General features: G+C 45.5%; 29 protein-coding genes and 1 tRNA gene. 17 read left to right on the forward strand and 13 right to left on the reverse strand.

Annotated elements, in window-relative coordinates:
• Window positions 1-59 precede the first annotated feature (59 nt).
• The 7 genes from thrC (at window position 60) to ilvD (ending at window position 4,964) form a co-directional block, all read left to right on the forward strand.
• Window positions 60-1,277 (forward strand): threonine synthase, encoded by a 1,218-nt coding sequence (gene thrC, locus GAH_RS00005; RefSeq protein WP_048094084.1) that lies wholly within the window; start codon window positions 60-62, stop codon window positions 1,275-1,277.
• Complete coding sequence (locus GAH_RS00010; protein WP_048094086.1) at window positions 1,274-1,543, forward strand: ubiquitin-like small modifier protein 1; 270 nt, start codon at window positions 1,274-1,276, stop codon at window positions 1,541-1,543. The genes thrC and GAH_RS00010 overlap by 4 nt, the downstream gene beginning before the upstream one ends.
• Window positions 1,544-1,545: 2 nt before the next feature.
• On the forward strand, window positions 1,546-2,334 hold the full coding sequence (locus tag GAH_RS00015) for a HesA/MoeB/ThiF family protein (protein WP_052747693.1): 789 nt from the start codon (window positions 1,546-1,548) through the stop codon (window positions 2,332-2,334).
• A complete protein-coding gene (locus GAH_RS00020; protein WP_048094090.1) occupies window positions 2,331-2,558 on the forward strand; it encodes a sulfurtransferase TusA family protein in 228 nt (75 codons plus the stop codon). Before GAH_RS00015 ends, GAH_RS00020 begins: the two co-directional genes overlap by 4 nt.
• 257 nt (window positions 2,559-2,815) lie before the next feature.
• The gene (locus GAH_RS10595; protein ID WP_156967332.1) at window positions 2,816-2,959 is read left to right on the forward strand and encodes a hypothetical protein; all 144 of its coding nucleotides are present in this window, start codon (window positions 2,816-2,818) and stop codon (window positions 2,957-2,959) included.
• Window positions 2,947-3,279, forward strand: a complete 333-nt coding sequence (locus GAH_RS00030) for a nucleotidyltransferase domain-containing protein (RefSeq protein ID WP_084632194.1) — start codon at window positions 2,947-2,949, stop codon at window positions 3,277-3,279. The genes GAH_RS10595 and GAH_RS00030 overlap by 13 nt, the downstream gene beginning before the upstream one ends.
• A gap of 44 nt (window positions 3,280-3,323) precedes the next feature.
• Entirely contained in the window at window positions 3,324-4,964 is a 1,641-nt protein-coding gene (gene ilvD, locus GAH_RS00035; RefSeq protein ID WP_048094095.1) for a dihydroxy-acid dehydratase, read from the forward strand.
• A 64-nt stretch (window positions 4,965-5,028) separates the two neighbouring features.
• Here the strand turns inward: ilvD and GAH_RS00040 are convergent, their stop codons facing one another.
• Entirely contained in the window at window positions 5,029-5,448 is a 420-nt protein-coding gene (locus tag GAH_RS00040) for an HNH endonuclease (protein ID WP_048094097.1), read from the reverse strand.
• Window positions 5,449-5,784: 336 nt separating this feature from the next.
• On the opposite strand from GAH_RS00040, the gene GAH_RS00045 reads away from it, so the two are divergent.
• The 4 genes from GAH_RS00045 (at window position 5,785) to GAH_RS10235 (ending at window position 9,363) form a co-directional block, all read left to right on the forward strand.
• A complete protein-coding gene (locus GAH_RS00045; RefSeq protein WP_048094099.1) occupies window positions 5,785-6,516 on the forward strand; it encodes a TatD family hydrolase in 732 nt (243 codons plus the stop codon).
• A gap of 56 nt (window positions 6,517-6,572) precedes the next feature.
• Complete coding sequence (locus GAH_RS00050; RefSeq protein WP_048094101.1) at window positions 6,573-6,764, forward strand: hypothetical protein; 192 nt, start codon at window positions 6,573-6,575, stop codon at window positions 6,762-6,764.
• 17 nt (window positions 6,765-6,781) lie between these two features.
• Complete coding sequence (locus tag GAH_RS00055; protein ID WP_048094104.1) at window positions 6,782-8,356, forward strand: AAA family ATPase; 1,575 nt, start codon at window positions 6,782-6,784, stop codon at window positions 8,354-8,356.
• A 149-nt stretch (window positions 8,357-8,505) separates the two neighbouring features.
• A complete protein-coding gene (locus GAH_RS10235; protein WP_052747694.1) occupies window positions 8,506-9,363 on the forward strand; it encodes a hypothetical protein in 858 nt (285 codons plus the stop codon).
• Between the two features lie 2 nt (window positions 9,364-9,365).
• Here the strand turns inward: GAH_RS10235 and GAH_RS00065 are convergent, their stop codons facing one another.
• The 5 genes from GAH_RS00065 to GAH_RS00085 are packed head-to-tail and all read right to left on the reverse strand — an operon-like array spanning window position 9,366 to window position 13,293.
• Entirely contained in the window at window positions 9,366-10,343 is a 978-nt protein-coding gene (locus GAH_RS00065) for a DNA methyltransferase (protein ID WP_052747695.1), read from the reverse strand.
• Window positions 10,340-10,630, reverse strand: a complete 291-nt coding sequence (locus GAH_RS00070) for a signal recognition particle subunit SRP19/SEC65 family protein (protein ID WP_052747696.1) — start codon at window positions 10,628-10,630, stop codon at window positions 10,340-10,342. The genes GAH_RS00065 and GAH_RS00070 overlap by 4 nt, the downstream gene beginning before the upstream one ends.
• Window positions 10,605-10,883 carry a phosphoribosyl-ATP diphosphatase gene (gene hisE / locus GAH_RS00075; protein WP_048094107.1) on the reverse strand — a complete coding sequence of 93 codons (279 nt, stop codon included), beginning with the start codon at window positions 10,881-10,883 and terminating at the stop codon, window positions 10,605-10,607. The genes GAH_RS00070 and hisE overlap by 26 nt, the downstream gene beginning before the upstream one ends.
• A gap of 5 nt (window positions 10,884-10,888) precedes the next feature.
• The gene (locus GAH_RS00080; protein ID WP_084632196.1) at window positions 10,889-11,668 is read right to left on the reverse strand and encodes a CBS domain-containing protein; all 780 of its coding nucleotides are present in this window, start codon (window positions 11,666-11,668) and stop codon (window positions 10,889-10,891) included.
• Window positions 11,669-11,709: 41 nt separating this feature from the next.
• Window positions 11,710-13,293, reverse strand: a complete 1,584-nt coding sequence (locus tag GAH_RS00085; RefSeq protein ID WP_169745326.1) for a hypothetical protein — start codon at window positions 13,291-13,293, stop codon at window positions 11,710-11,712.
• A gap of 92 nt (window positions 13,294-13,385) precedes the next feature.
• Here GAH_RS00085 and GAH_RS00090 point away from each other — a divergent pair, with 92 nt between their 5' ends.
• Entirely contained in the window at window positions 13,386-14,090 is a 705-nt protein-coding gene (locus GAH_RS00090) for a phosphoribosyltransferase (RefSeq protein WP_048094111.1), read from the forward strand.
• On the forward strand, window positions 14,087-14,935 hold the full coding sequence (mtnP, locus tag GAH_RS00095; RefSeq protein WP_048094113.1) for an S-methyl-5'-thioadenosine phosphorylase: 849 nt from the start codon (window positions 14,087-14,089) through the stop codon (window positions 14,933-14,935). The genes GAH_RS00090 and mtnP overlap by 4 nt, the downstream gene beginning before the upstream one ends.
• On the opposite strand, the gene GAH_RS00100 is transcribed toward mtnP, so the two are convergent.
• Together GAH_RS00100 and GAH_RS00105 are read right to left on the reverse strand one after the other, a co-directional pair.
• Complete coding sequence (locus GAH_RS00100) at window positions 14,906-15,904, reverse strand: pyridoxal phosphate-dependent aminotransferase (RefSeq protein ID WP_048094115.1); 999 nt, start codon at window positions 15,902-15,904, stop codon at window positions 14,906-14,908. The two genes, mtnP and GAH_RS00100, sit on opposite strands and share 30 nt — an antisense overlap.
• 61 nt (window positions 15,905-15,965) lie before the next feature.
• Window positions 15,966-16,340 (reverse strand): carbonic anhydrase, encoded by a 375-nt coding sequence (locus GAH_RS00105; protein WP_048094119.1) that lies wholly within the window; start codon window positions 16,338-16,340, stop codon window positions 15,966-15,968.
• Window positions 16,341-16,437: 97 nt separating this feature from the next.
• Between GAH_RS00105 and GAH_RS00110 the strand changes: the two genes are divergently transcribed.
• Together GAH_RS00110 and GAH_RS00120 are read left to right on the forward strand one after the other, a co-directional pair.
• A tRNA-Thr gene (locus GAH_RS00110) sits at window positions 16,438-16,511 on the forward strand.
• A 359-nt stretch (window positions 16,512-16,870) separates the two neighbouring features.
• The gene (locus tag GAH_RS00120) at window positions 16,871-17,338 is read left to right on the forward strand and encodes an integrase (RefSeq protein ID WP_281173946.1); all 468 of its coding nucleotides are present in this window, start codon (window positions 16,871-16,873) and stop codon (window positions 17,336-17,338) included.
• Window positions 17,339-17,538: 200 nt separating this feature from the next.
• On the opposite strand, the gene GAH_RS00130 is transcribed toward GAH_RS00120, so the two are convergent.
• The 3 genes from GAH_RS00130 to GAH_RS00140 are packed head-to-tail and all read right to left on the reverse strand — an operon-like array spanning window position 17,539 to window position 18,907.
• Window positions 17,539-18,153, reverse strand: coding sequence for an AAA family ATPase (locus GAH_RS00130; RefSeq protein WP_084632198.1), 615 nt, complete (start codon window positions 18,151-18,153; stop codon window positions 17,539-17,541).
• Between the two features lie 11 nt (window positions 18,154-18,164).
• Window positions 18,165-18,446 carry a hypothetical protein gene (locus tag GAH_RS00135; RefSeq protein ID WP_048094129.1) on the reverse strand — a complete coding sequence of 94 codons (282 nt, stop codon included), beginning with the start codon at window positions 18,444-18,446 and terminating at the stop codon, window positions 18,165-18,167.
• On the reverse strand, window positions 18,443-18,907 hold the full coding sequence (locus tag GAH_RS00140; protein WP_048094131.1) for a hypothetical protein: 465 nt from the start codon (window positions 18,905-18,907) through the stop codon (window positions 18,443-18,445). Before GAH_RS00140 ends, GAH_RS00135 begins: the two co-directional genes overlap by 4 nt.
• 176 nt (window positions 18,908-19,083) lie before the next feature.
• Here GAH_RS00140 and GAH_RS00145 point away from each other — a divergent pair, with 176 nt between their 5' ends.
• Window positions 19,084-19,386, forward strand: a complete 303-nt coding sequence (locus GAH_RS00145) for a hypothetical protein (RefSeq protein ID WP_048094132.1) — start codon at window positions 19,084-19,086, stop codon at window positions 19,384-19,386.
• 103 nt (window positions 19,387-19,489) lie between these two features.
• Here GAH_RS00145 and GAH_RS00150 read toward each other — a convergent pair whose 3' ends face one another.
• The gene (locus tag GAH_RS00150; RefSeq protein WP_156967335.1) at window positions 19,490-20,026 is read right to left on the reverse strand and encodes a hypothetical protein; all 537 of its coding nucleotides are present in this window, start codon (window positions 20,024-20,026) and stop codon (window positions 19,490-19,492) included.
• 383 nt (window positions 20,027-20,409) lie between these two features.
• On the opposite strand from GAH_RS00150, the gene GAH_RS10600 reads away from it, so the two are divergent.
• On the forward strand, window positions 20,410-20,547 hold the full coding sequence (locus tag GAH_RS10600; protein WP_156967336.1) for a hypothetical protein: 138 nt from the start codon (window positions 20,410-20,412) through the stop codon (window positions 20,545-20,547).
• A gap of 488 nt (window positions 20,548-21,035) precedes the next feature.
• Here GAH_RS10600 and GAH_RS10605 read toward each other — a convergent pair whose 3' ends face one another.
• Window positions 21,036-21,179 (reverse strand): hypothetical protein, encoded by a 144-nt coding sequence (locus tag GAH_RS10605; protein ID WP_156967337.1) that lies wholly within the window; start codon window positions 21,177-21,179, stop codon window positions 21,036-21,038.
• Between the last annotated feature and the right edge of the window lie 318 nt (window positions 21,180-21,497).

The following is a 21,497-nucleotide window of genomic DNA, read 5'->3' on the forward strand; positions in this document are numbered from 1 at the left end:
CCAGTCGTAATCTTCAGCTGGTAGAAAATTATTTATACTAATCGGTTTAACGACGTTACATGAAGGTTGCAGGGTTGAAGTGCAGGATATGTGGTAAGGAGTTTCCGCCCGAGCCCATATACACGTGCGATAACTGTTTCGGTCCACTTGAGGTTCAGTACGACTGGGAGTGGATAAAGGAGCACGTAAGCAGGGACAAGATAGAGAAGGGGCCAAAGTCCCTGTGGAGGTACAGGGACTTTCTGCCCATAGACGCATGCGAGCCGGTGGATCTTGGGGCAGGCTACACGAGATTCATAAAGGCAGACAACCTCGGAGAGGTTTTGGGGCTCAAGAACCTGTTCCTGATCGACGATTCCGTGAATCCGACGTACTCGTTCAAGGACAGGGTCGTGAGCGTTGCAGTTACAAAGGCGAAGGAGTTCAGGATGAAGGCCGTTGGATGCGCTTCTACAGGAAATCTGGCAGGAAGCCTCGCTGCACACGCAGCCAAGGCAAAACTCCCGGCCTACATCTTCGTCCCCAAGGGGATTGAGAAGAACAAGATCACTCAGGCTCTTGTCCACGGAGCCAACGTGATTGAGGTGGATGGAACATACGACGACGCAAACAGGATCGCGACAGAGGTTGCGGAGGAGCATCCCGACTGGGGATTCGTGAACATAAACCTCAGGCCATACTACGCCGAGGGGAGCAAGACCCTCGCCTATGAGGCTGCAGAGAGGCTTGGATGGACTCTGCCCGATCAGGTGGTGGTTCCCATGGCTTCCGGTGCGCTCCTCTGCGCGATATACAGGGGATTCAGGGATCTGGAGAGGACGGGGCTCGTGGAGGATAAAGAGGTCGTCTTCAACGGCTCTCAACCGTACGGCCTGCCAATCTCCAAGGCGGTGAAGTACGGCACTTCCGTCGAGCCGGTCAGAAGGATGGACACTATAGTCCACAGCCTCGCCATCGGAAATCCAGCTGACGGAATATTCGCCAAGGAAATCATCGAGAAGACAGACGGGTTTGCCGAAGATCCGAAAGATGATGAGACAGTTGAGGCACTGAAGCTCCTTGCGAAGACAGAGGGCATATTCACCGAGCTCGCTGGCGGAGTGACAATAGCGGGGCTCAGGAGGCTCGTGGAGGAGGGCAGAATTGACAGAAGCGACGTTGTGGTCGCGTACCTCACAGGAAATGGTCTCAAGACTGCTGAAGCCGTAGTAAGCAATCTGAACGACACAATCAAAATAAGGCCAAGGCTCGAGGAGTTTGAGGAGGTGGTCGCTTGATAAGGGTAAAGTTCCCGACGGTGTTTGCCGCCGTCACCGGTGGGAAGAGGAGGGTGGAGGTTGAGGCTGGCAGTGTCAGGGAGCTGCTCGACAGACTGTTCGAGGAGTTCCCGGGTCTCAGGGAGAAGCTTATAAGGGATGGTGAACTCACACCCTTCATCAACATATTCGTCAACGGAGAGGATATAAGGCACCTGAACGGAGTTGAGACGGAGCTGAAGGATGGGGACGAGGTGGCGTTCATCCCCGCGATCTCAGGAGGTTGAAGATGAACGACGAGCAGATTAAGCGATACGCGAGACAGATAATAATGCCAGAGATTGGGGTCAGCGGGCAGAGAAAGCTGCTTGAGTCGAGCGTGCTTGTCGTTGGTGCCGGAGGTCTTGGAAGTCCGGCTATACAGTACCTTGCCGGTGCTGGAGTCGGGAGGATTGGGATATCTGACGGCGATGTGGTGGACATCTCCAACCTGCAGAGGCAGACCATACACGCAGGAAACCTCGGGAAGAACAAGGCCGAATCTGCAAGGGAGTTTGTGGAGAGGCTGAACCCCGACGTTGAGGTGGAGGTCTACCCGTTCCACATCTCTCCAGAGAACGCGAGAGAGATCGTGAGGGGCTATGACGTCGTACTCGACTGCACCGACAACTTCACCGCAAGGTTCCTGCTGAACGACGCGTGTGTCATCGAAGGTGTCCCTCTCGTCCATGCAGCGGTGCTGAGGTTTGAGGGGGAGATCATGACGATAGTTCCGAAAGAGAGCGCGTGCTACAGGTGCGTCTTCAGCCACGCCCCACCGCCGGGAAGCGTCCCCACGTGTCAGGAGGCTGGTGTGGTCGGAGCCACGGTGGGTGTGCTCGGAACTCTGCAGGCTATGGAGGCAATAAAGCTGATAGTTGGTGCGGGAGAGGTGCTCACCGACAGAATGCTCCACGTTGACCTGCTGACCATGGACTTCACCGAACTCAAGCTCAGGAAAAACCCCGACTGCCCGGTCTGCAGCGGGAAGGTTAGCGATATCATCCCAGAAAAGTACGTGGAGAGCTGTCGCCTATGAGGCGGGTTGATCTCAGGGGAGAGGTCTGTCCGTTTACCTTCGTCAGGACGAAGGTCGCAATGGAGGACATGGAGCCCGGAGAGGTCTTTGAGATAATAACTGACCACGAGCCTGCGGTCAGAGACCTGCCAAGGAGCCTCGAGGCTGAGGGACATGAGGTAATAAGCGTGGAAGAGGCTGGAGAGCAGGAGTGGAGGATAGTGGTCAGGAAAAAGGCTGATTAGCCAATAAAGATAAAAATTATCGCCAAAGTAGGATAATTGAAACACTTTAGATTTCTTATTTTTGTGAGGGCTAAGGTTAGCTTGATAAAGTCACATGGCAAAATAAAACCTTGAGAAATGTTTTTATCAAATAGAGGCAATTCTCGATTCGCAATGAAGAGAGACATAGAAATCCTGCTGAGAAGTGCAGAGAGCTTCATGATAGTGCCCATGAAGATCTGTCGGAGATATTCAGGAAGGATGAGCTTAAATCGTTTGTGAGGGAGAGCTGGACGACTCTCAGAAATCTCGAGTTTGCATACATAGCATCGAGGTACCTGCCTGAAGAGTTCAGGAAAGAGGAAGTTGAGGAGGCATTCGATGTCTATGCTAAGCTGAGGAGTCTGCTATGGGGTTCCTGAAAAAGGTATACGAGAGGAGAAGGAGGTATTTTGAGAATCTTGAGGAGTATCTAAAAAACGTGAAGGAAGTTGTTCAGAGTGATGCTCCGGAGTCTGAAATCTACATCTTCGGTTCTGTGGTCAGAGGAGACTACTCGATTGGCTTATCTGACATCGACGTTGCAATCGTTTCTGACAGATTCTCAGACAGGGAAAAGAAGCTGGAGAAGTTTGGAAAGCTCACTAAGGAGTTCTTTGATTCCCCCTTCGAGTTTCACGTGCTCACAAGGGAGCAGTGGGAATATTACAGAAAGTTCGTGAGAGAGTTCAGAAAGGTCTGACAGTCTCTGAAAACATTAAAATATGCCCTTTGCCACCTCATGTCATGCGAAGCGACATAGTCAAGAAGGGTGTTGATAGGGTAGCTCACAGGGCCCTTTTAAGGGCTTTAGGCCTGACTGATGACGATTTTGACAAGCCCTTCATCGGGATAGCAAACGCATATAACACAGTCGTTCCCGGACACATGGCCCTGAACAGGATAACCGAGTACGTGAAGCAAGGCATAATTGCCGCAGGCGGAGTTCCGTTCGAGTTCGGGATTATTGGAGTCTGCGATGGCATAGCCATGGGACATGTGGGGATGAGCTATGCCCTACCTTCAAGGGAGGTTATTGCAGATTCCATAGAGGTCATGGTCGAGGCTCACCAGTTTGACGGTCTTGTTGTTGTGGGCAGCTGCGACAAGATCGTTCCGGGAATGCTCATGGCCATGATCAGGCTCAACATTCCAGCCATAGCCGTCACGGGAGGCCCGATGATTGCCGAGAGGGTTTTCGGGGAGAAGGTTACGATAAAGGACGCTTTTGAGGCCGCAGGACTCTATAAAGCCGGACAGCTTGACGACGAGGGGCTGAAGCTTTACGAGAACTTCTGTGCACCCTCCTGCGGGAGCTGTCAGGGGCTTTACACTGCCAACACGATGCAGATCCTCACAGAAACGCTTGGCCTGAGCCTGCCATACACCTCCACATCACCATGCGGCTCATCGAGAAAGCTAAGAATAGCCAAAGAGGCAGGTAAAAGGGTTGTTGAGCTGGTCAGGCAGAACATAAAGCCACTGGACATTGTTACAGAGAAAAGCTTCGAGAACGCCGTGACCATGGACATGATGATTGGCGGTTCGACAAACACTGTGCTGCATCTGCCCGCCATTGCAAGAGAGGCCGGGATAGAGCTCAGCCTCGACGTGTTCGATGAGATAAGCAGGAAAACCCCTCACCTGGTCAAGCTTGACCCGGCGAGCAAGGATGTTGTTGTCGATCTGGACGAGAGCGGAGGCGTGCCAATGATCTTCAGAAAGGCCAAGCAGTACTTCCACAACGAGCTGACGGTAAGCGGGCTGAGGATCCACGAGATCGCCGAGCTTGCTGTTAGGAGAGGGGTGGACATAATAAAAGAGCCCGAGAACCCGTACAGCAGTGAGGGAGGAATAGCGATTCTGAAGGGCAACATAGCCGAAAAAGGGGCGGTTGTGAAGGCCGCTGCTGTTGAGGAGGACATGAGAGTCTTTGAAGGAGAGGCAAGGGTCTTCGATTCTGAAAAGCTCGCTCTCGATGCGATTCTGGCAGGAGAGATTCAAGAGGGACAGGTTGTCGTGATAAGGTACATGGGCCCGAAGGCTGCAGGAATGCCGGAGATGCTCCTGCCTACAGCAGCAATAGCGGGAATGGGGCTGCAGAGAGTTGCCCTGATAACTGACGGCAGATTCAGCGGAGCCACAAGAGGCCCGGCAATAGGCCACATCTCCCCTGAAGCATTGGCAGGCGGAAACATCGCCCTCATAGAGGATGGGGATGTAATCGAGATAAACATCCCGGAAAGGAAGCTGAACGTCAGGCTGAGCGATGACGAGCTTGCGGAGAGGAGAGAGAAGTGGAAGCCGAGGGAGATCAGGCATAAGGGATACCTCGCGAAATACTCAAAGCTCGTGAGCGGGGCTGATGAGGGAGCTGTGCTCAAATAAATTTTAATTTATTCTTGAAGTACTGTAAAAATAGCCTGACGCTATCTGCATTACCGAATTTTTGTCACATTGCATCAGAATAAATCGAATCCAAATTCGTCTTTTTTTCTTCTTTTATTGCGCTTTTTCTTCCCACCGCTTCCCAGCAGGTCTGGAACTTCGACGCTAAAAGGATCTTTTTTCTTATTTTTCTTGGTCTCACCTTTCCGTAATTCCTAGGACTGATACCAATCTTTTTTAGTTCTGACGCAGTCATCTTACCAGCATCGTACTTCCTATGACATGTCGGGCACATTGGGATAACTTGAGTCCCACCTCTAGAGCGAGCTTTTATATGTGCTTTTTCCAGCACCCCAACACTTTTCTCACTCCTACCACACACAACACACTTGTTTCCGTGCAGCTTTTTTATTGCCTCCCACTCTGTTTTGCTTATCTTCGGTTTTCTCGCTCCTCTACCTGTATTTCCGAATAAATCAAACATGTTATCCCTGAACTACTTTTTCCTCCAGTTCGGGCTCCATTTACTTATGAACTGACCTCGTCTGTGTTTCTTTCCACTTCGTTGTGCATGGCGAATTGCTTTACCTTGCGGCGTAATAGTCCTAATCCTCCTTTTCTTTTTTGCCATGTTTAATTCTTATATACTATTCAATAAAAAACTTTTCGCATAGTATCTTTTTCCAACACAATTACTTACACATCCTCATTTCCAAACTCAAGATAACAAAAAATTGGGAAAAGTTGACCACCAAGCATTCAGCATAATCCAAAACTGCAGAACAGCATGATTTTTATTTGTGCCAGACAATCAATGTTCATGACAGCCATAGACACCCACATCCACTCCGAGGGGAGGAGTGTTGAGGATCTGAAGTTCATGGCCGAGAATGGGATAAAGATTGCAATAACCTGCGCATTCTACCCGATAAGGCCAAGCTTTCCCGAAACCCTGATTGACCTCGCGAGAAAGCTTACAGAGTTCGAGCCAGAGAGGGGAGAGAAAGCTGGAATGGAGATTTATTCCGCGGTGGGAATTCATCCGAGGTGCATCCCGCCGAGATGGGATAAAGTCCTCGGGTTCATCGAGAGCTACTCCGGATACGTGGCCATTGGGGAGATTGGGCTCGAGGATGGTAGCGATGAGGAAAAGGAGGTTCTGAAAGCCCAGCTACAGCTTGCAAAGAAGCTCGACGTCCCGGCGATAATCCACACCCCCAGAAAGAATAAAGATGCGATTCTCAAAAAGACCCTCGAAATCCTTGATGCCGTATCATTCCCGGAAGAGCTTGCCCTGATAGACCACAACTCCGTCGAGACGGTGAAGGTCGTGCTTGAAAAGAGATACTGGGCCGGGATAACCGTGCAGCCCGGGAAGCTCACCGTCGATGAGGCTGTAAAGATAATCGAGGAGTTTGGGGACGAGAGGCTGATTGCAAACAGCGACACGGGCTTCAGCGAGTCGGACATGCTTGCGGTGAAAAAGCTGTACGATGCCTGTGGAAACGAGAGGGTTGTGAGGAGGAACGCAGAGAAGTTTTTTAAAATCTGAATATATTACTTAACTTTCAGAAAATTTTAAATGTTAAAAAGTATTTAGAACATCAGATGGTTGCTGGTTCAGTTTGGAGAAAGTGGGATTTGCACGTTCACACTCCTGCCTCTTTTCAGCACAACTTTAGATTCTCAAGCGAGGAGGAAATGAAAAAGTATAATGGCAACATTTGGGAAAAGTACATCGATGAATTGGAAAAATTAATGACATTGCTGTTATTGGAATTACAGACTATTTTTCCATAGAGGGTTATAAAAAAGTGTTGGAATACAGGCAAAGAGGTCGATTGCAGAATTTTGATTTAATACTACCGAACATCGAATTTAGATTGAATATAATAACAGCCGAAGGAAATAGACTAAATTTCCATATAATTTTTTCAGATACTGTTGATGTTGAAGATATCGAGGACTTCTTGAATAGAGTTAAACTAATACTTAGCGAGCCTGGGTCAAGTAGTTTTCAAGGTGTAGGTTGTTCGCAGCGAGGTTTGATAAGGGTCGGTAGAGTTTATGCAAATAACGAAAACCTTCCAGAAGAGGAGGCACTAAAAATAGGATTTAGGCAAGCTGTCGTCGATTTTGCACAACTGTTAAATGAGCTAGAAAACACCCCTGGTCTAGGTGGAAAATATTTAATTATGATCGGGGAAGACACTCACGGTGGCCTGAGTGAAATACCATACGACCAAGCTGGACATCTGAGAACTGAATTTTATCGCAAGTGTCATGTTATAGGGTCTTCTAATGAGAGCACTATTAAATTCTGGCTAGGCAAATCAGAAAAAATAAGTATAGATGAACTAATAGATCGTTTTGGAGGGTGTAAACCTTGCATAAGAGGGTCTGATGCACATTCTTTTGACAGACTATGTAAACCAACTAACAATTTATTCACATGGATAAAAGCTGATCCAACCTTTGAAGGTTTAAAACAAATAATCTACGAGCCAGAAGAGAGAGTAAGAATTCACGAGGACAACCCAGAACCCCGAAAAAGTATCTACACTTTATCATCTATAAAAATTTCAAATTCTAAAATAAGCGATGAACTGGAAATTGAAGAGCAGCAAATTCCACTAAATCCCAATTTAGTTGCAGTTATTGGCGGTAAGGGGAGTGGAAAAACAGCTTTGCTTGATTTGATAGCTAATTGCTTTGAGGACAGATGTAAAAGAAATGACGATAAAAGAGAGGATAAAAATTCTTTTGTTCAAAGAATAGAAGACCAAAAACCAGATTTGACAGTTGAAATATCTTTTATTGGGGAGGATGTAGAAAACTTCTCTAAACAACTCACAGAAGAAGTATTCTTCCCTCATTCAAAAATAACATACTTGCCTCAGGGAAAAATTGAAGAGTATAGTGGTGACAGAATAAAACTACATGAAAAAATAAAAGAAATAATTTTCAGCAATAAGGATGTAGAAGAGTCTGGATACAAAGAAGAATTTGAAAAACTCTCAGAAGGTATAAAAACAATCGAAAAAGAGATTAGAGACGTCAACTCTGAGATACACAACTTAGAAGAAGAGACTAGGTCTGAGATAATAAGTGAACTCGAAGGTAAAAAGAGTCTCAAAGAGGGAGAGCTAAAGGATAAAGAAGCCAAGCTACAAGAACTATTAAAAAAGATTGGAGATTCCAAAGAAAAAGTTGAAGAACTTAAGAAAGAGGAGGATAGCTTAAGATCGAAACATTCACAACTAGAGATAATGAAAAATACCTTGACAAGTCTTCAAAATAAAATAAATGAACTTCTAGAGATAAACTCTAGAATCAACGAGATAAATTCTGACCTCACAAAACTTGACATCCCAGTAAATATACTCCCATAACTCTTGATCCACAGTTAGAAGCTATAACTAGGGCAATAAGCCTTGTAGAATCTAAAATCACAGAGATCACAAACCAAATAGAAGGGAAAAGAGAGGAGCTTGATGAACTGTCTGGAATCGAAAAAGACCATGCTGAGCTACTTAAGGAAATGGAAGCGATAAATAATGAAATTGAGACATTAAATAACAAATTAAAAGAGATCAATAAGAAAAGAGAGAAAATAAAGCAATTAGAGAACGAAAGAAAAGAGAAATACAAAGAATTTATTAAAATTTATATTGAATTAAAAAATGTTTACGAGAAAGTTATAGAAGTGTTCTCAAGTGGTAAAGATGAAATTTTGAGTGATATTGACTTTAAGTCGAACATACTCTTTGATCAAAGTAAATTCGAAGAAAATGGAGAAGATATTTTTGATCTCAGAAAAGTTACCTCTGACCAAATACGGGATTTATCAACAAAGTTAAGCCAAGTTATAAATAGCAAGGATACTGAGTTACAGTCGAAAATCGACGAGTATCTTGCTGAAGCTCTTGAATTTAAGCAATTTTTAAAGAAAACAAGAAACAGTCTGGATTTATACAATTGGATATTTGGAAATTACTTTTCTCTTAGTACTGAAATCTTCTTTAACGGGATACACATGGATAGACTTTCCATAGGTCAGAAAGGGACGGTTTTGTTGAAGATATTCTTGGCTGAAGGAGACCACCCCCTAATAATCGACCAGCCAGAAGAGAACCTAGATAACAAGTTTGTTTACGAAGCTCTTGTTGACGCATTTAGAAAAGCAAAGAAGAGTAGGCAAATTATAATAGCTACACATAACGCAAACTTGGTTGTAAACACAGATGCCGAGCAAGTAATAGTCGCAGAATTCGAAAATAATAAAATATCATACAGGTGGGGAGCTATAGAAAACCCAACAATTAGAAAAGATATCACAACACTTTTAGAGGGTGGTGAAGAGGCATTTAGGAGGAGAGAAAAGAAATATGGGATTTGAGATTATTTCTTACATACATATATCCTCCTCGTCAAACTCTTGTGCAGCCTCTGATAAAGCTTGTACTCGATCTCAAAATGCTCCTTAACAAGATCGTCTACATCCAGATTTGTCAGAAAAACCGCCCTGCTGTTTTCCCTCAGCACCCTCTCGAACTCTTTAAGAGCACTGCTGTAAAGTTCGTGGATCTCACCGAGGCTCTTTGTGGACTGCAGGTAGGGGAAGTCAGTGACTATGCCGTCAACGCTCCCGTCCCTGAGCCCCATGTTCTTCACGTCACCGATCACCACATTCTTCGGAAGCCCATAGTACTGCAAGTTAATACTGCAACCCTCAGCAATAACCCTGTAGGCCTCGATTCCTATGAATTCCAAGCCCATAAGGCCTGCCTCAACCAGAATCGTGCCCGTACCGCACATGGGATCGAGGACTATGCCTTCCCTAATTCCGGCGATGTTAACGAGGCTCCTCGCAATCCTCGGCAGAATGGCTCCGGGCCTGAAGAACGGCTTCAGGTCAGGCCTCCTCAGCAGGAACTGCTTTCTGTCGGTCTCGTGCAGAAGAGCTCCGGCATGAATTCTGCCGGAGAAGTAAACCTTTATGATGTGATCGGGCTCTGAAACGCTTATCCTCGCCCCCTTTCTCCAGAGAATCGCCCCAAGCTCCCTTTCAAGCCTTAGCGAGTCCACCTTTCTTTTACCGATGTTCCTGACCCTCACGCAGACCTTTCCGTCAGGAATCTCGATGCTCTCAAATCGCTCCTTCAGCTCCTCAAGACTCGTGCACGAGAAGAGGTGCTCGCTCACCTCGTGTATCAGTCCGAACCTGTGGAAGTAGCCGGACACCTCTTCAGAGCATTCCCCGACCAGAATCTGGATGTCCGAGTCCTTGGCTGCACCACCAAAGACGCTCAGGAACGTCTCGGCCTCTATTCTGGCGAGCTCCTCGAATTCTCCGCTCAGATAAAACAGTAGCCTCATCCTCGCATTTCCCTGATCTTCTCAGCGAGTTTTACCATGAGCTCGCTCTTCTTCATCTTCTTTTCAACCCTGACCCTACCTCCCTCCTCCCACCAGCACCTCGGATACTTCTTCTGCTCGATCTCGTAGCTCAGGCCAAGTGCCTCGCACGCCTTCGCGAGCTCATCCAGCTTGACGTTGGGAACGGCGAGTCTCCTTGGAATCCTCCTGCCCTCGCTCCTGCTCTTCTTCCTGTCTATGTTCACCGTCCAGATTACGTAGCTACTTCCTCCTTCTTGCAAGCTCATCGTAAACTTCCTCCAGCCTTATTTCAAGTTTTGAAAGCAGGACGAGGAGGTGGTAAAGCAGATCAGCAACCTCGTAAACGACCTCCTCCCTCTTCCCGTCCTTGACCGCCAGAATGACCTCGGTCATCTCCTCTCCAAGTTTCTCCAGTATTCCGTTTATCCCCTTCTCACCGTAGAGGAGCTTTGCGGTGTACGAGTCCTCCACCGGGTTTCTCTTTCTGTCCTCTATGATCTCGTAAAGCTCCTCCAGCATGGCGATCACTTCGAGTTCTTGAACGTTATCTCGACAAGGGGGTGTGGGACGTCCTCGATCACCTCGATGTCCCGGATGGATTTAATCTTTTTCTTTCTGACGAGCTTCTCCATTCCGAGCTCGACGTTTTCCGGAACCTCGAGAATGTAGGCGTCGAGTCTGTCCATGCCTATCTTCTTGGCAGCCACTGCCCTGTGGTGTCCATCAACAAGGAACATCTTTCCGCCCTTCTTTATCACAACAACCGGCTCCGCAAGCCCCCTCCTGAGCTCGTATATCCTGCCCCTGAGCTCGTCCGCGTATATCTTGGTCTGGGTCGGGATCAGCCTGTCAACCTCAACCTCCCCGTTGTAAACCCTCACCTTCGTCCCGTGAACCTTCTCAATCGTCTCCTTGAGCTTCGAAACCTTGCTCGGATCGGCCCTCTCAATCTGACTCCTGATTATGTCCGTGTTTGTGATTATCCCCTTTATCCTGCCCTTGTCGTCAACAACGGGCAGCTTTGAATGCCCGGTTCTGAACATGACCCTCGCCGCATCTCTCAAATCCATGTACTCCCTCGCGACGTAGAGGGATCTGGTCATCACGTCGCTGATCTTGGCGTTGAGGTCTTTCCTCAGCAGATCCATGGAGGAAACGTATCCAACAAGCCTGCCGTCCTTATCCACGACAGGAAAACCGTCGTGCCCGGTTTTCTCGATGATTCTTATTGCGTCCTCAACGGTATCGTCAGGCTTGAGCGTGATCACGTTCCTCGTCATGTAGTCTGCGACCTTCTGTTTCACAGAGTTGTGTTAAAAAAGGAGGAGTATATTTAATTTCCCGTTCAGGAGACTGTCGCAGAAGCGCTCGAAATCACGATCGCCTGCTCCACTTCGGAGAAGTCCTTAAGGAACCCCCTGACCTCCTCCGAAGACGCCTTTTCGAGGTCCTCAAGGAACGGGCTCGAGATGGACTGGTACATGAGCTCTGCCCTCACCTCGAATGGGCCTCTGGCACTGGAGACGTCAATAATGTATGTCACAGCATCTCTCCCGTTTCCAAAGTTCCCGTCCTCGCTCGCTTTTCCCTTAACCGCTATGTCGTCCACGGCATTCTCGGCATCAAACCCCTCAGGAGGTATCCTGTTGTCCTTGACGTAGTCTGCGGCCCTCAGCAGGGTCTGGGTGACGTTTCCGTTCACGTCCACCATCACCGCCTCGTAGATCTGCACGTCATCTTCGCTCGCTATGACGTCGTGGTGCGGCTCGTAGGGCCTGCTCTCCCCCACTATCCTGCTGCCCTCCAGCCTGCCCGACTCGAAGACTATGTTCCCATCTCCGTCGTAAACCATCAGGTGTATCCACGCCCTCCTCGACGGAAAGCCCGTGGGGAACTTGTGACCAGCCTTGTTCTCGACTTCCACCACCACTCTAACCTTTCCGTCCTTCTCCTCCGCCGAAACGATTCTCAGCCCTATGAACGACTTCAGCAGCTCTTCGGCATTCCTTGCACCCTCGTCGGCACCAATCATCCCGAGCATCTGCACATTCGCACCGGCAAACGTGTGCCTGAAGAACGGGCTCCTCTCAGGGAGGTTTGGAGGCATCGTCGAAATTCTCACCCCATCTGCCTGAGGCATGTGGCATTTCTGGCATGGAGTGCTGGGGCTGAATTTGCTGTTCAGCCACTCGAGGTAAGGAGTCTGCTCCGGAAATTCCCCTACCACCTTGCCATCGTCATCGAGGAAGGGGGTGTAGAGGGTGTGGCACACCGCGCACAGCTCGGCTTTGCCAACGTGCTCTCCAAAGACGGGAGTGAAGCCGGCGCTGTTCCTCATAGCCTGCCCTCTAACCGGGGTGTAGGGGCCGAAGATCTTCCTGTCGGGTTTTTTCGTCTCCATGTCGATGATGAAGTTGCCGCTGAAGCTGTCCTTCTCCCCGAGATTTCCGGGCAGGATCTGGTGGCAGAGGGTGCAGGAAATTCCCTCCTCAGCCAGAGGGGACATGGGGTTGCCGGGGCTCATGAACTCCTCTATGCTAACCGGAATCCCGTCGGATGTGGCCTGAACACTCGCCATGGGCATGTGGCACCTCGCGCACTTCTCCTCAATCACGTCTCTGAGCTCGGGGAACTTTTCAATCTCGTAGCTTACCTTCGCCCTCCAGTACGGATCCTTGGAGGCGTGGGACATCATGCTCATCTTCCACTCGCTCACTATCGAGACATCATTCCCTCCAGAATCTCTCAGCCCGTCGTGGCAGAAGCATGTGGATGACGTGGAGAAGAGCTCGACCCTTTCCGGCCTCGGGGTTTCAGCGGGGGTTGGGGTCGCCTTCACCTCCTCGGCGGGTTTCTCAACGGGTTGCTGACAGCCGGATATCGTAACAACCAGCACAACAAGTGCTGCTGCGAGTAAAAGATTCTTCATGTCAAACATCTTTTTCAAAACCAGTATTTAAGCCTTCCCTGTTCGACAAAAAACATTATATTTCAGATGCATTAGATTGGGAGGGTGATAAGGTGGAAGCTTTTCCTGACAAGTTCAAGTGCGTTGTGACAAACTGGGAGTACATGGACGGGCTCTGCAGGAGGGTGGCAGAGCAGATAAAGGAGGACGGTTTTGAGCCCGAGATTATTGTCGCGCTCGCGAGGGGTGGCTGGTTTGCCGGCAGGGTTCTGTGCGACCTGCTTGGACTTGACGACCTCACCAGCCTCAAGATAGAGCACTACGTGGGAACGGCAAAGCAGAGCGGGGAGGTGAAGATAAAGTACCCTCTGCCCGAGGACAGTGTAAGGGGCAAGAAGGTGCTGATAGTCGACGATATAGCCGACACGGGCAAGAGCCTGATGCGGGCCAAGGAGCATGTTGAGGAGAACGGGGCAAGCGAGGTCAAGACCGCCACTCTTCAGCTCCTCTACACGTCCCGATTCACCCCCGACTACTTCGGCGAGTACATGGAGGAGTGGGCGTGGGTGATATTCCCATGGAACTTCGTCGAGGACATGGTCGAGCTGATCACCCGCCTCCTCTCCAAGGACAAGGAGAAGCTCTGGGGTGAGTGGGACATAAAGTGGGGTCTGCACGAGTACCACCAGATTGACCCGATTTACCTGGAGATTGCACAGCCGAGGAGGTTCTTCGAGGTAATGGACGAGATGGAGAGGAGAGGAATAGTCGAGAGGGTTGTGAAGGACGAGAAGACGTTCTGGAGGCTGAAGGCATGAACGCTGAGGTCGCCATAATCGGAGGGACGGGGGTCTACGACAGCGATGCGTTCGAGAACGTCAGAGAGGTTGAGGTGGACACGCCCTTCGGGAAACCATCTGACAGGATCCTGATCGGAGAATTCGAGGGAAGGAGAGTTGCATTCCTCCCAAGACACGGGAGGGGGCACATCTACTCCCCAACCCACGTCCCCTACAGGGCCAATATCTACGCCCTGAAGGAGCTCGGGGTGAGCAGGATAATCAGCATCGCTGCAGTTGGATCGCTGAAAGAAGAAGTGAAGCCGCTCGACATAGTCATCCCAGACCAGATTTTCGACAGAACGAAGCACAGGAGGGACACGTTCTTTGACGACGTCGTTGTTCACGTGGGCATGGCTGAGCCCTTCTGCGCTGAGTTGAGAGACGCAGCCATCAGCGTTCTCAAGGAGCTCGGCCTCTCCTTCCACCCGAGAGGTACCTACGTCTGCATCGAGGGGCCGCAGTTCTCCACAAAGGCCGAGTCGAACGTTTACAGGCAGCTCGGCTTTGACATCATAGGGATGACCGCCCTGCCGGAGGCGAAGCTTGCGAGAGAAGCTGAGATCTGCTACCTGACAATCGCCACAGTCACAGACTACGACGTGTGGAAGGACGAGCCTGTGGACGTGAAGACCGTGCTCGAGAATGCCGCGAAGAACGAGGAGAACGTGAAGAAAATCCTTAGAAAGCTTATCCCGGCAATTCCGGAGGAGAGGGAGTGCGAGTGCAGGGACGCTCTGAGGTTCGCCATAACAACAAGCCCGGACAGGATTACAAATGAGGCGAGGGAGAAGTTAGGAATATTCCTGAACAAGTACCTCTAAGCCCCTGAGAAGAACCCTGTTCTCCTCCCTCTTTTTGACCGCAACCCTGAAGTGTTTTGACGTGAGCCCTTTGAAGTCGTTGCATCGCCTGATCAGCATACCCCTCCCCTCAAGAAACTCGAAAATTCTACCGGAATCCAGATTCCCCCTGCAAAGCAGAAAGTTCGCCTTACCCCCGCACTCAAACCCGAGCCTCCTCAGAAATTTTTTCATGTGCTCCCTCTCCTTCCCGATTTTCCTTCTGACGTGCCTTGAAAATGGCCTGAGAAGCGGGAGGTACCTCTCAGCCACGACCTTTGCGAGGGTGTTCACGTTCCAGGGCAGCCTCGTTTCGTGAAACAGTCTTGCATACTCCTTCGGAAACATGCCGTAGCCGAACCTCAGCCCGGGGATGCCGAGGATCTTCGTTAGCGACCTCACCTGAAACGCCTCGACGTCATGGGGCTTCACGAAGTCTATGAACGTCTGGTCAATCATCAGCTTCACGCCACGCTTTTCGCAGACCTCTGCAACCTCCTCAACCTCTCTTTTCCTCATGAACTCCCCCGTAGGGTTGTTCGGGTTGCAGATGACGAGGGCATCCGGCCTGCTTCCTTCAACAAACTCAAGAATCGCCTCGAGATCCCACGGAATATCGTGAACCCTCACACCATGGAGTCTTGCGAACCTCTCGTATTCCGTGAACGTGGGCTGGGCTATCGCGACATCCCTGCCGGCAACCCTGAAAAAGAACTCGATGAGCTCTATGGATCCGTTTCCGAACACAATAGTCTCGCGGTCCCACCTCATTGAGTCGGATATGGTCTCCACGAGAGACTCATAGCCGTTGTGGGGGTAGTGGTAGATCACCTCCACTCTCTCTGAGAGAAACTCCTCGAGGCCTCTTGGCCTGAATGGGTTTATGTTGGACGCGAAGTCAAGAGGTCTCAGCCCACGTTTGAGGTAGCGCTCGTAGTAGTCCCCGTGCACAGGCACACATCCATCGTGGGTGTGATAAGCTTTTTCGAATGAGCCATTTTGCCTGCATCACTCACCTCAGCTCAACCACGACCTCCACTTCCAGATTCTCGTTGACCCACAGTCCCACCACCACGGCATTCTCAATGCTCCTCTTAAGCATCTCAACCGACATTTTCAGCTGTTCAATCTGCTCCTCCCTTCCAACCGGATTTCCGGCGCAGTCGTGATGGGCCACTACCGCAATAAAATCCGAACCGTGATTTTTCACGGAAACCATTACTTTCTCAAGAATCTTCTCAAAGGCATCCTCGCTTTCAAAAAGCCTGACGATTCCCGGTTCAGTGATCATGTCAACAAAATCCACGTTGGCGTTGTTCCTCATCCACTCTATAACCGGAATCTGTGTTCTTCCGTCAATGCAGTTCACGGCACAGCCGAACTTCATGCCAGAATCCCAGAACAGGCTCATTAAAACCTTGCTCCCCACACGCGGATCAACCACCACAACGCTTAAATGCATAATCACCCGGATTAAATCTGCTGCCGCCGTAGCTCAGCTGGTCAGAGCGGGTGACTTGTAATCACCAGGCCGCGGGTTCGAATCCCGCCGGCGGCTTCCAATTTATTTTTAGAACAAGAAGAGAGCAATTTTAATTTTGCAGTTACCAACGTCGTTGGTAACCTTGAAGACTTTCAAGTTTATTGCAATGAGATTTATTCAGAAGACATGCAAGGAAATTATACAACTTAATGAAAAGATATGGATTAAAAATATTAGAAAATCAAAGAAATGCGGTGATTCTTGCTAATTTGGGTAGAAGAACGGCAGAGTATGTTATCGTTGCTTTATCAATTTATCAAAAATTTATGAGACTGAATGGCATCGATATTGAACTTGATAAGGAATTGTTAAAGAAACATGTAAAAAAGGAGAGACAATAAAGATATTTTGATTACGAAGAGGATGAGAGTATAATTGAACAAGCGCTTGAAATGATTGAAAAAGTAAAGGGAAAACGAAGATTATTTACAATAACAGCATTCTTTACTGGATTGAGAGGAAAAGAATTAATTTTGCTATTCAGAAACTGGAATTCTTTGAGGAAAAAAGATTTTGAAGAAGTTGAAGTAATTGAGACGGGTTTTATCAGAAGGATAAAGAGAAGTTACCTTACGATGGTGCCAAAACAATTAGCAGAGCAAATCGAAGAATGGAGATGTGGAGATAGAATAGTAGAGAATTTATGCAAGGAAGGAGTAAAAATCAGCCTATTCAGAAAAGTTCACGTTGCAGTCTTAAGCAAAACAATGATGCCCCACGAAATAGATTTGTTGCAGGGAAGATTGGATTCTATTCTTGTTAAGCACTATGTTAAACATTTAAGAGAAATCGCAGAGAAATACTGGAGAGCCTATAAAGAATTCTTATTTTTATTTTCTTAAAAACCTGAACAGAAATAAAAACACAACTGATAAGGCAGAAAAGAAATAACCCATTTCAACATCCACACCACGCATAATATAGCGCAATGCTAAAAGAAGAACAATTACAATCATAAGATATGGAAATAAATTAACTGCTTTCTGCTGAGTGATGTATTCCTGCTTTACCGCTATTTTCTCCTCTCTTTCATAATTTATAATCATCTGCTTGATTTCAAGCGGTGTTTTGCCTCCTTCTTTATTTTCTTTATTTGTTTATCATCTAATTTTACACCGTAAATTTTCTCCATCTCCTGAATTATACTATCTTTTTCTTCATTGCTTAGCTCTGGGAATTCAAATTCTTCCAAAATCCAAAGCAATCTTTTGAATTCAGGCTTTTTATACAGTTTTTGATAATAGGGCTTTGTTGCTACTAAAATCAATGTTATGGCTTTCAAATCCTCTTTTGTTTCAGCACTTTCTTCTATTGTGTTCAATAAATAGTTTAGAATTAGGGCAATTCTTTGATTTGCTAAATGGAATTCATCTATGATTAAAACTATCCTCTTCCTTTTCTCCTTTAAAACTCTTATCAGTTCATCGCATAATTCCCAAATTGCCATTCTTTTATATTGCTTTTCGTTTTCTTCTCCCTCCAATTCTAATAGAATCCTTAACAAAATCTGCTTTGGTGGTTTTGGATCGTGGAAATAAAAGATATGGATATTACTTAATTCCAAACGCTTAATCAGATAAGTTTTTCCTGCTCCATGCTCTCCAATTAAAAATAAATGCTTTCCTTCCTTTGCATGTTCTTTTATCCCTTCTAAAATCTTTTCTCATATCATTCTCTTTTAGCATCGGCATTATTTCCATAATCGCCGATGCAGTAAACCTTCAAAAATCCATTGAAAATAAACTTACTTTTAGTTAAATCTCTGCAGAATACTGGCTGGAGAATCTCACCATTTAATTCTCCTTTACAAATGCAGTTTGCCGATTGCTTTAGTAATGGCAAACTGCTTAAATATTTGTTTCTGATTTTTATTGAGTTTACGGTGTAAATTTCCTTCTCTTTTTTGTCTATCCTTACACCCAAATAATTTATTTCCCTATCGATTTTCAAAGGAATCTCAAAATATCCATCGTTTTCAAAATGAAGTTAAAATTTGCAGGGCATTTTTGTTTAGCCAATCCTAAAACTACGAAGTCTTTTTTCTCAAAATAAATTTCGCTTTCTATTTTTGTATATGGTAGGGTTTGCTTTATTGATCTGCTTGTTTGGTTTGCTAATTTTGATGCACTTGCCCAAGTTGATTTTTCTTCTGTTTGTTCTGCTTGTGCTTTTGTTATTGCTGTTTGATTTTTGTAAGTCTTAGATTTTGTTTTGGATTGCTGGTTTGCAGATTGGTTCTCAAGATTAAAAATATGCTCGGAGTTTACAGTGTAAACTGAATTAACTTCAGATTGCTCCGAAATCTCTATAACTTTTTGATTAAGCACAATAGGCTCATACAGTAAGATTTCTGCATTTGAGCAGTTATCAACACTGAGAAAAACATCTGATTGATTTATTTCTATGCGCATAAAATAAATATGGAGAATATTTAAAATGTGTATGTACGGATAGATATTTCATTTCAGAAGTTTTAATTATCCTAATAAAATCTTCATTTTATTGTCATAATAAAATTTTTCTCTATTATTATATCAGCACCTACGGATAATTCATATACATTTAAATAATTTTCCTACATTCAATTATGGAAGAGAAAGAGTTAGTTTGGTTGCAAGGGAAGAGGGTGGCAATAAATACACCGATCCCTTTAAAGATTCACCAGTATTGTAAAGAGAAGGAAATTAAGTTCAGCAGGTTAGCAGAGATCGGATTTTTGTCATTAATAAGGGAGAAGGAACAGAATGAAAAATTTAAAGAGTTAAAAGAAGAGTTGGAGATAAAAACACAAGCGCTTATGAAGTGGGCAGAAAAGCAGAAAGCTCTTTTGAGATTGCTTGAAGAAAAAGATGTTATCGATAAGGAAGATTTGAGGAGGATTTTACTATGACGCTAAAGGAATTTTTGTTACTGGCAAGAAAACAAGCACCGCAAGGATTTAGAATAAAGCATTATCCAGTAACAAATACAGTAATGGCCATTCCTGATTGATTTTATTTTTTTGCAAGTTTTTTGGGAATGAATAATATTACAGCTTTTATAGTATCTGCTGGATGTAAGAACTTTCTTTCTCCTTTTATGAATAATTTTTCATTCTCTTTTATTTTATTTATAATTTCTTTGAGTTCATTCTGATTTTTCACTAAAGCGTATAGCAAGATGTTGAAAGCTCTTCTCAAATCGTTTAGACCATCATCTCTGACAACATATATTATAAGGAGTAGCGCCGATAAAACTAAAATGTTCTTGAAGTTCACTTTGTAAAACATTTCAAGCATGATTACGATGGTGTAATATATTGCAAATAATCCCAAAACAAAAACTATATCTAACTTAAAAGCGCCTAATGCAAAATATCTTCGAAAATGTTGCCTACTGACATTGTCCATAACAATTAGAAGTATATCCCATCTAAGATAAACATCAGAAATTTCAGTAAATTTTTCCGCTTTTTTATGGAATTCCTTTCTTATTTTAGTCGAGCCAAACACCCATTTATATAATCCAAATGAATGAATGATGAAACCCACAAAAATTCCAAGAACAATCTTTTCAGAGAGGTTTAATTTATTTAATAAATTTAAAAAAATCTATAAAAAACTTTAAGAAGGAAAATTCCTTAAGATATTCTGGAAACGGTGCATAACCAAACAGAAAGACTAGTAGAACGCCGGGGAAAATGTATCGCAACAATTCATAAAGCTCAAATCCACTAAATATATTTTCTCCATTACCCATTCAATTAACCTCCGATTAGTTTTTACTGAAATATCCTCGTTGAATTAGATTTTTAATTTTTTGTTGTAATCTTTATTATTGCCTCTTCCATAAAAAGTTTCGCCGAGCCTCACATGCCTAACGGCATCGTGTCGTTGCGGGGTCTCCTCACGAACGGCTCGGCTTAAGTTTAAACATGAAAATGTTAAAGGAAGACTGGGAAGAAGGAGAAAAGAAATGTATCATCTGTGGAAAAAGAATGCTGGAAGTAGGGGAAATATGTAAAGAATGCATGGAGAAGGAGCAGGAAATGATAGATATCGATTTTCCTTGATTTTCTTTTTTTATTTTTGTAGTTTACACCGTAAACTATGTTGGAGAAACTTGAAAAGCTGGCTTATCTGGATTTGCCCAAAAAGTCTGGATTGAATCTCGGTTTGCGATTAATTAGAATTTTAGTTCTAACCAATAAATTAAAGGTTTGCAATGTTCACGAATTAATCAAAGAATACCGCAGAGAATTCAAGGAGAATTTGAGTTTTATTTCTGCTTTAAATTATCTTTCATTGCTTGCGAAAGCAGAATTAATAGGATTTTAAGAAAGAAAAGATATGTTTAGCAAGAATAAAAGGTATCTCATAAGGTTTATTGCTTAAAGTTTACGTGTAAGCTAAAAAAAGAAAAACAAAAATCAAAAACCCAATTTTTCTTTAATTCTTGCTATTTCTCTCCAAATCTCTCTTACTGCGAATTTATATCTTACAAATTCAATTTCTTCTAACTTCTCTATTAATTTGCTTGCTTCTTCTTTGCTTAATTCATTTATCTTTTCTTAAAGTGCGCATTTGCTAATTCCTCGACTTCTTTCCTTGTTAATCCGCAATTCCTTGCTATTGCCATTATGCACTTATACTGCTTTGTTGTTGCCTTCTCATCTCCCCTCTCCTTTCCATTTATTTTTACCATGCTTTAATTTGCGCCGAGCCGTTGCCGAGAAAACCTCGCAGGCACGCAATCGCTTTAGCGATGCGAGGCTCGGCGATGTTTATTATGGAAAAAGTTAAAAGAAAAATCTAATTCCTATCCTTCTTTTTAATGAAAACATACAGCAGAAAAGCGCATTTATCTTTTTAGCCGACTTAATCCCCTTCTCAACTTCTTCTTTTGTTATTTGCCATTATACTTGCATTCTACCAACCAAATCTGATTTTTATTAATCACAATTAAATCGGGAAACTTTGATTTTCCCTGCCTAATTACCAAATCAAAACTCATTTCAAGCCA

Origin of the sequence: Geoglobus ahangari (assembly GCF_001006045.1) — an archaeon.
GTDB lineage: Archaea > Halobacteriota > Archaeoglobi > Archaeoglobales > Archaeoglobaceae > Geoglobus > Geoglobus ahangari.

What these genes read in the sequence shown, in the direction of transcription:
- GAH_RS00020 (WP_048094090.1), top strand. Translation starts at nt 2,331, where the DNA reads ATGAGGCGGGTTGATCTCAGGGGAGAGGTCTGTCCGTTTACCTTCGTC.
- mtnP (WP_048094113.1), top strand. Translation starts at nt 14,087, where the DNA reads ATGAACGCTGAGGTCGCCATAATCGGAGGGACGGGGGTCTACGACAGC.
- GAH_RS00050 (WP_048094101.1), top strand. Translation starts at nt 6,573, where the DNA reads ATGGTTGCTGGTTCAGTTTGGAGAAAGTGGGATTTGCACGTTCACACT.
- GAH_RS10605 (WP_156967337.1), bottom strand. Translation starts at nt 21,179, where the DNA reads ATGGTAAAAATAAATGGAAAGGAGAGGGGAGATGAGAAGGCAACAACA.
- GAH_RS00065 (WP_052747695.1), bottom strand. Translation starts at nt 10,343, where the DNA reads ATGAGGCTACTGTTTTATCTGAGCGGAGAATTCGAGGAGCTCGCCAGA.
- GAH_RS00105 (WP_048094119.1), bottom strand. Translation starts at nt 16,340, where the DNA reads ATGAAGTTCGGCTGTGCCGTGAACTGCATTGACGGAAGAACACAGATT.
- thrC (WP_048094084.1), top strand. Translation starts at nt 60, where the DNA reads ATGAAGGTTGCAGGGTTGAAGTGCAGGATATGTGGTAAGGAGTTTCCG.
- GAH_RS00045 (WP_048094099.1), top strand. Translation starts at nt 5,785, where the DNA reads ATGACAGCCATAGACACCCACATCCACTCCGAGGGGAGGAGTGTTGAG.
- ilvD (WP_048094095.1), top strand. Translation starts at nt 3,324, where the DNA reads ATGCGAAGCGACATAGTCAAGAAGGGTGTTGATAGGGTAGCTCACAGG.
- GAH_RS00015 (WP_052747693.1), top strand. Translation starts at nt 1,546, where the DNA reads ATGAACGACGAGCAGATTAAGCGATACGCGAGACAGATAATAATGCCA.
- GAH_RS00140 (WP_048094131.1), bottom strand. Translation starts at nt 18,907, where the DNA reads ATGCGCATAGAAATAAATCAATCAGATGTTTTTCTCAGTGTTGATAAC.
- hisE (WP_048094107.1), bottom strand. Translation starts at nt 10,883, where the DNA reads ATGCTGGAGGAGCTTTACGAGATCATAGAGGACAGAAAGAGAAACCCG.
- GAH_RS00070 (WP_052747696.1), bottom strand. Translation starts at nt 10,630, where the DNA reads ATGAGCTTGCAAGAAGGAGGAAGTAGCTACGTAATCTGGACGGTGAAC.
- GAH_RS00030 (WP_084632194.1), top strand. Translation starts at nt 2,947, where the DNA reads ATGGGGTTCCTGAAAAAGGTATACGAGAGGAGAAGGAGGTATTTTGAG.
- GAH_RS00085 (WP_169745326.1), bottom strand. Translation starts at nt 13,293, where the DNA reads ATGAAGAATCTTTTACTCGCAGCAGCACTTGTTGTGCTGGTTGTTACG.
- GAH_RS10600 (WP_156967336.1), top strand. Translation starts at nt 20,410, where the DNA reads ATGAAAATGTTAAAGGAAGACTGGGAAGAAGGAGAAAAGAAATGTATC.
- GAH_RS10235 (WP_052747694.1), top strand. Translation starts at nt 8,506, where the DNA reads ATGGAAGCGATAAATAATGAAATTGAGACATTAAATAACAAATTAAAA.
- GAH_RS00040 (WP_048094097.1), bottom strand. Translation starts at nt 5,448, where the DNA reads ATGTTTGATTTATTCGGAAATACAGGTAGAGGAGCGAGAAAACCGAAG.
- GAH_RS00145 (WP_048094132.1), top strand. Translation starts at nt 19,084, where the DNA reads ATGGAAGAGAAAGAGTTAGTTTGGTTGCAAGGGAAGAGGGTGGCAATA.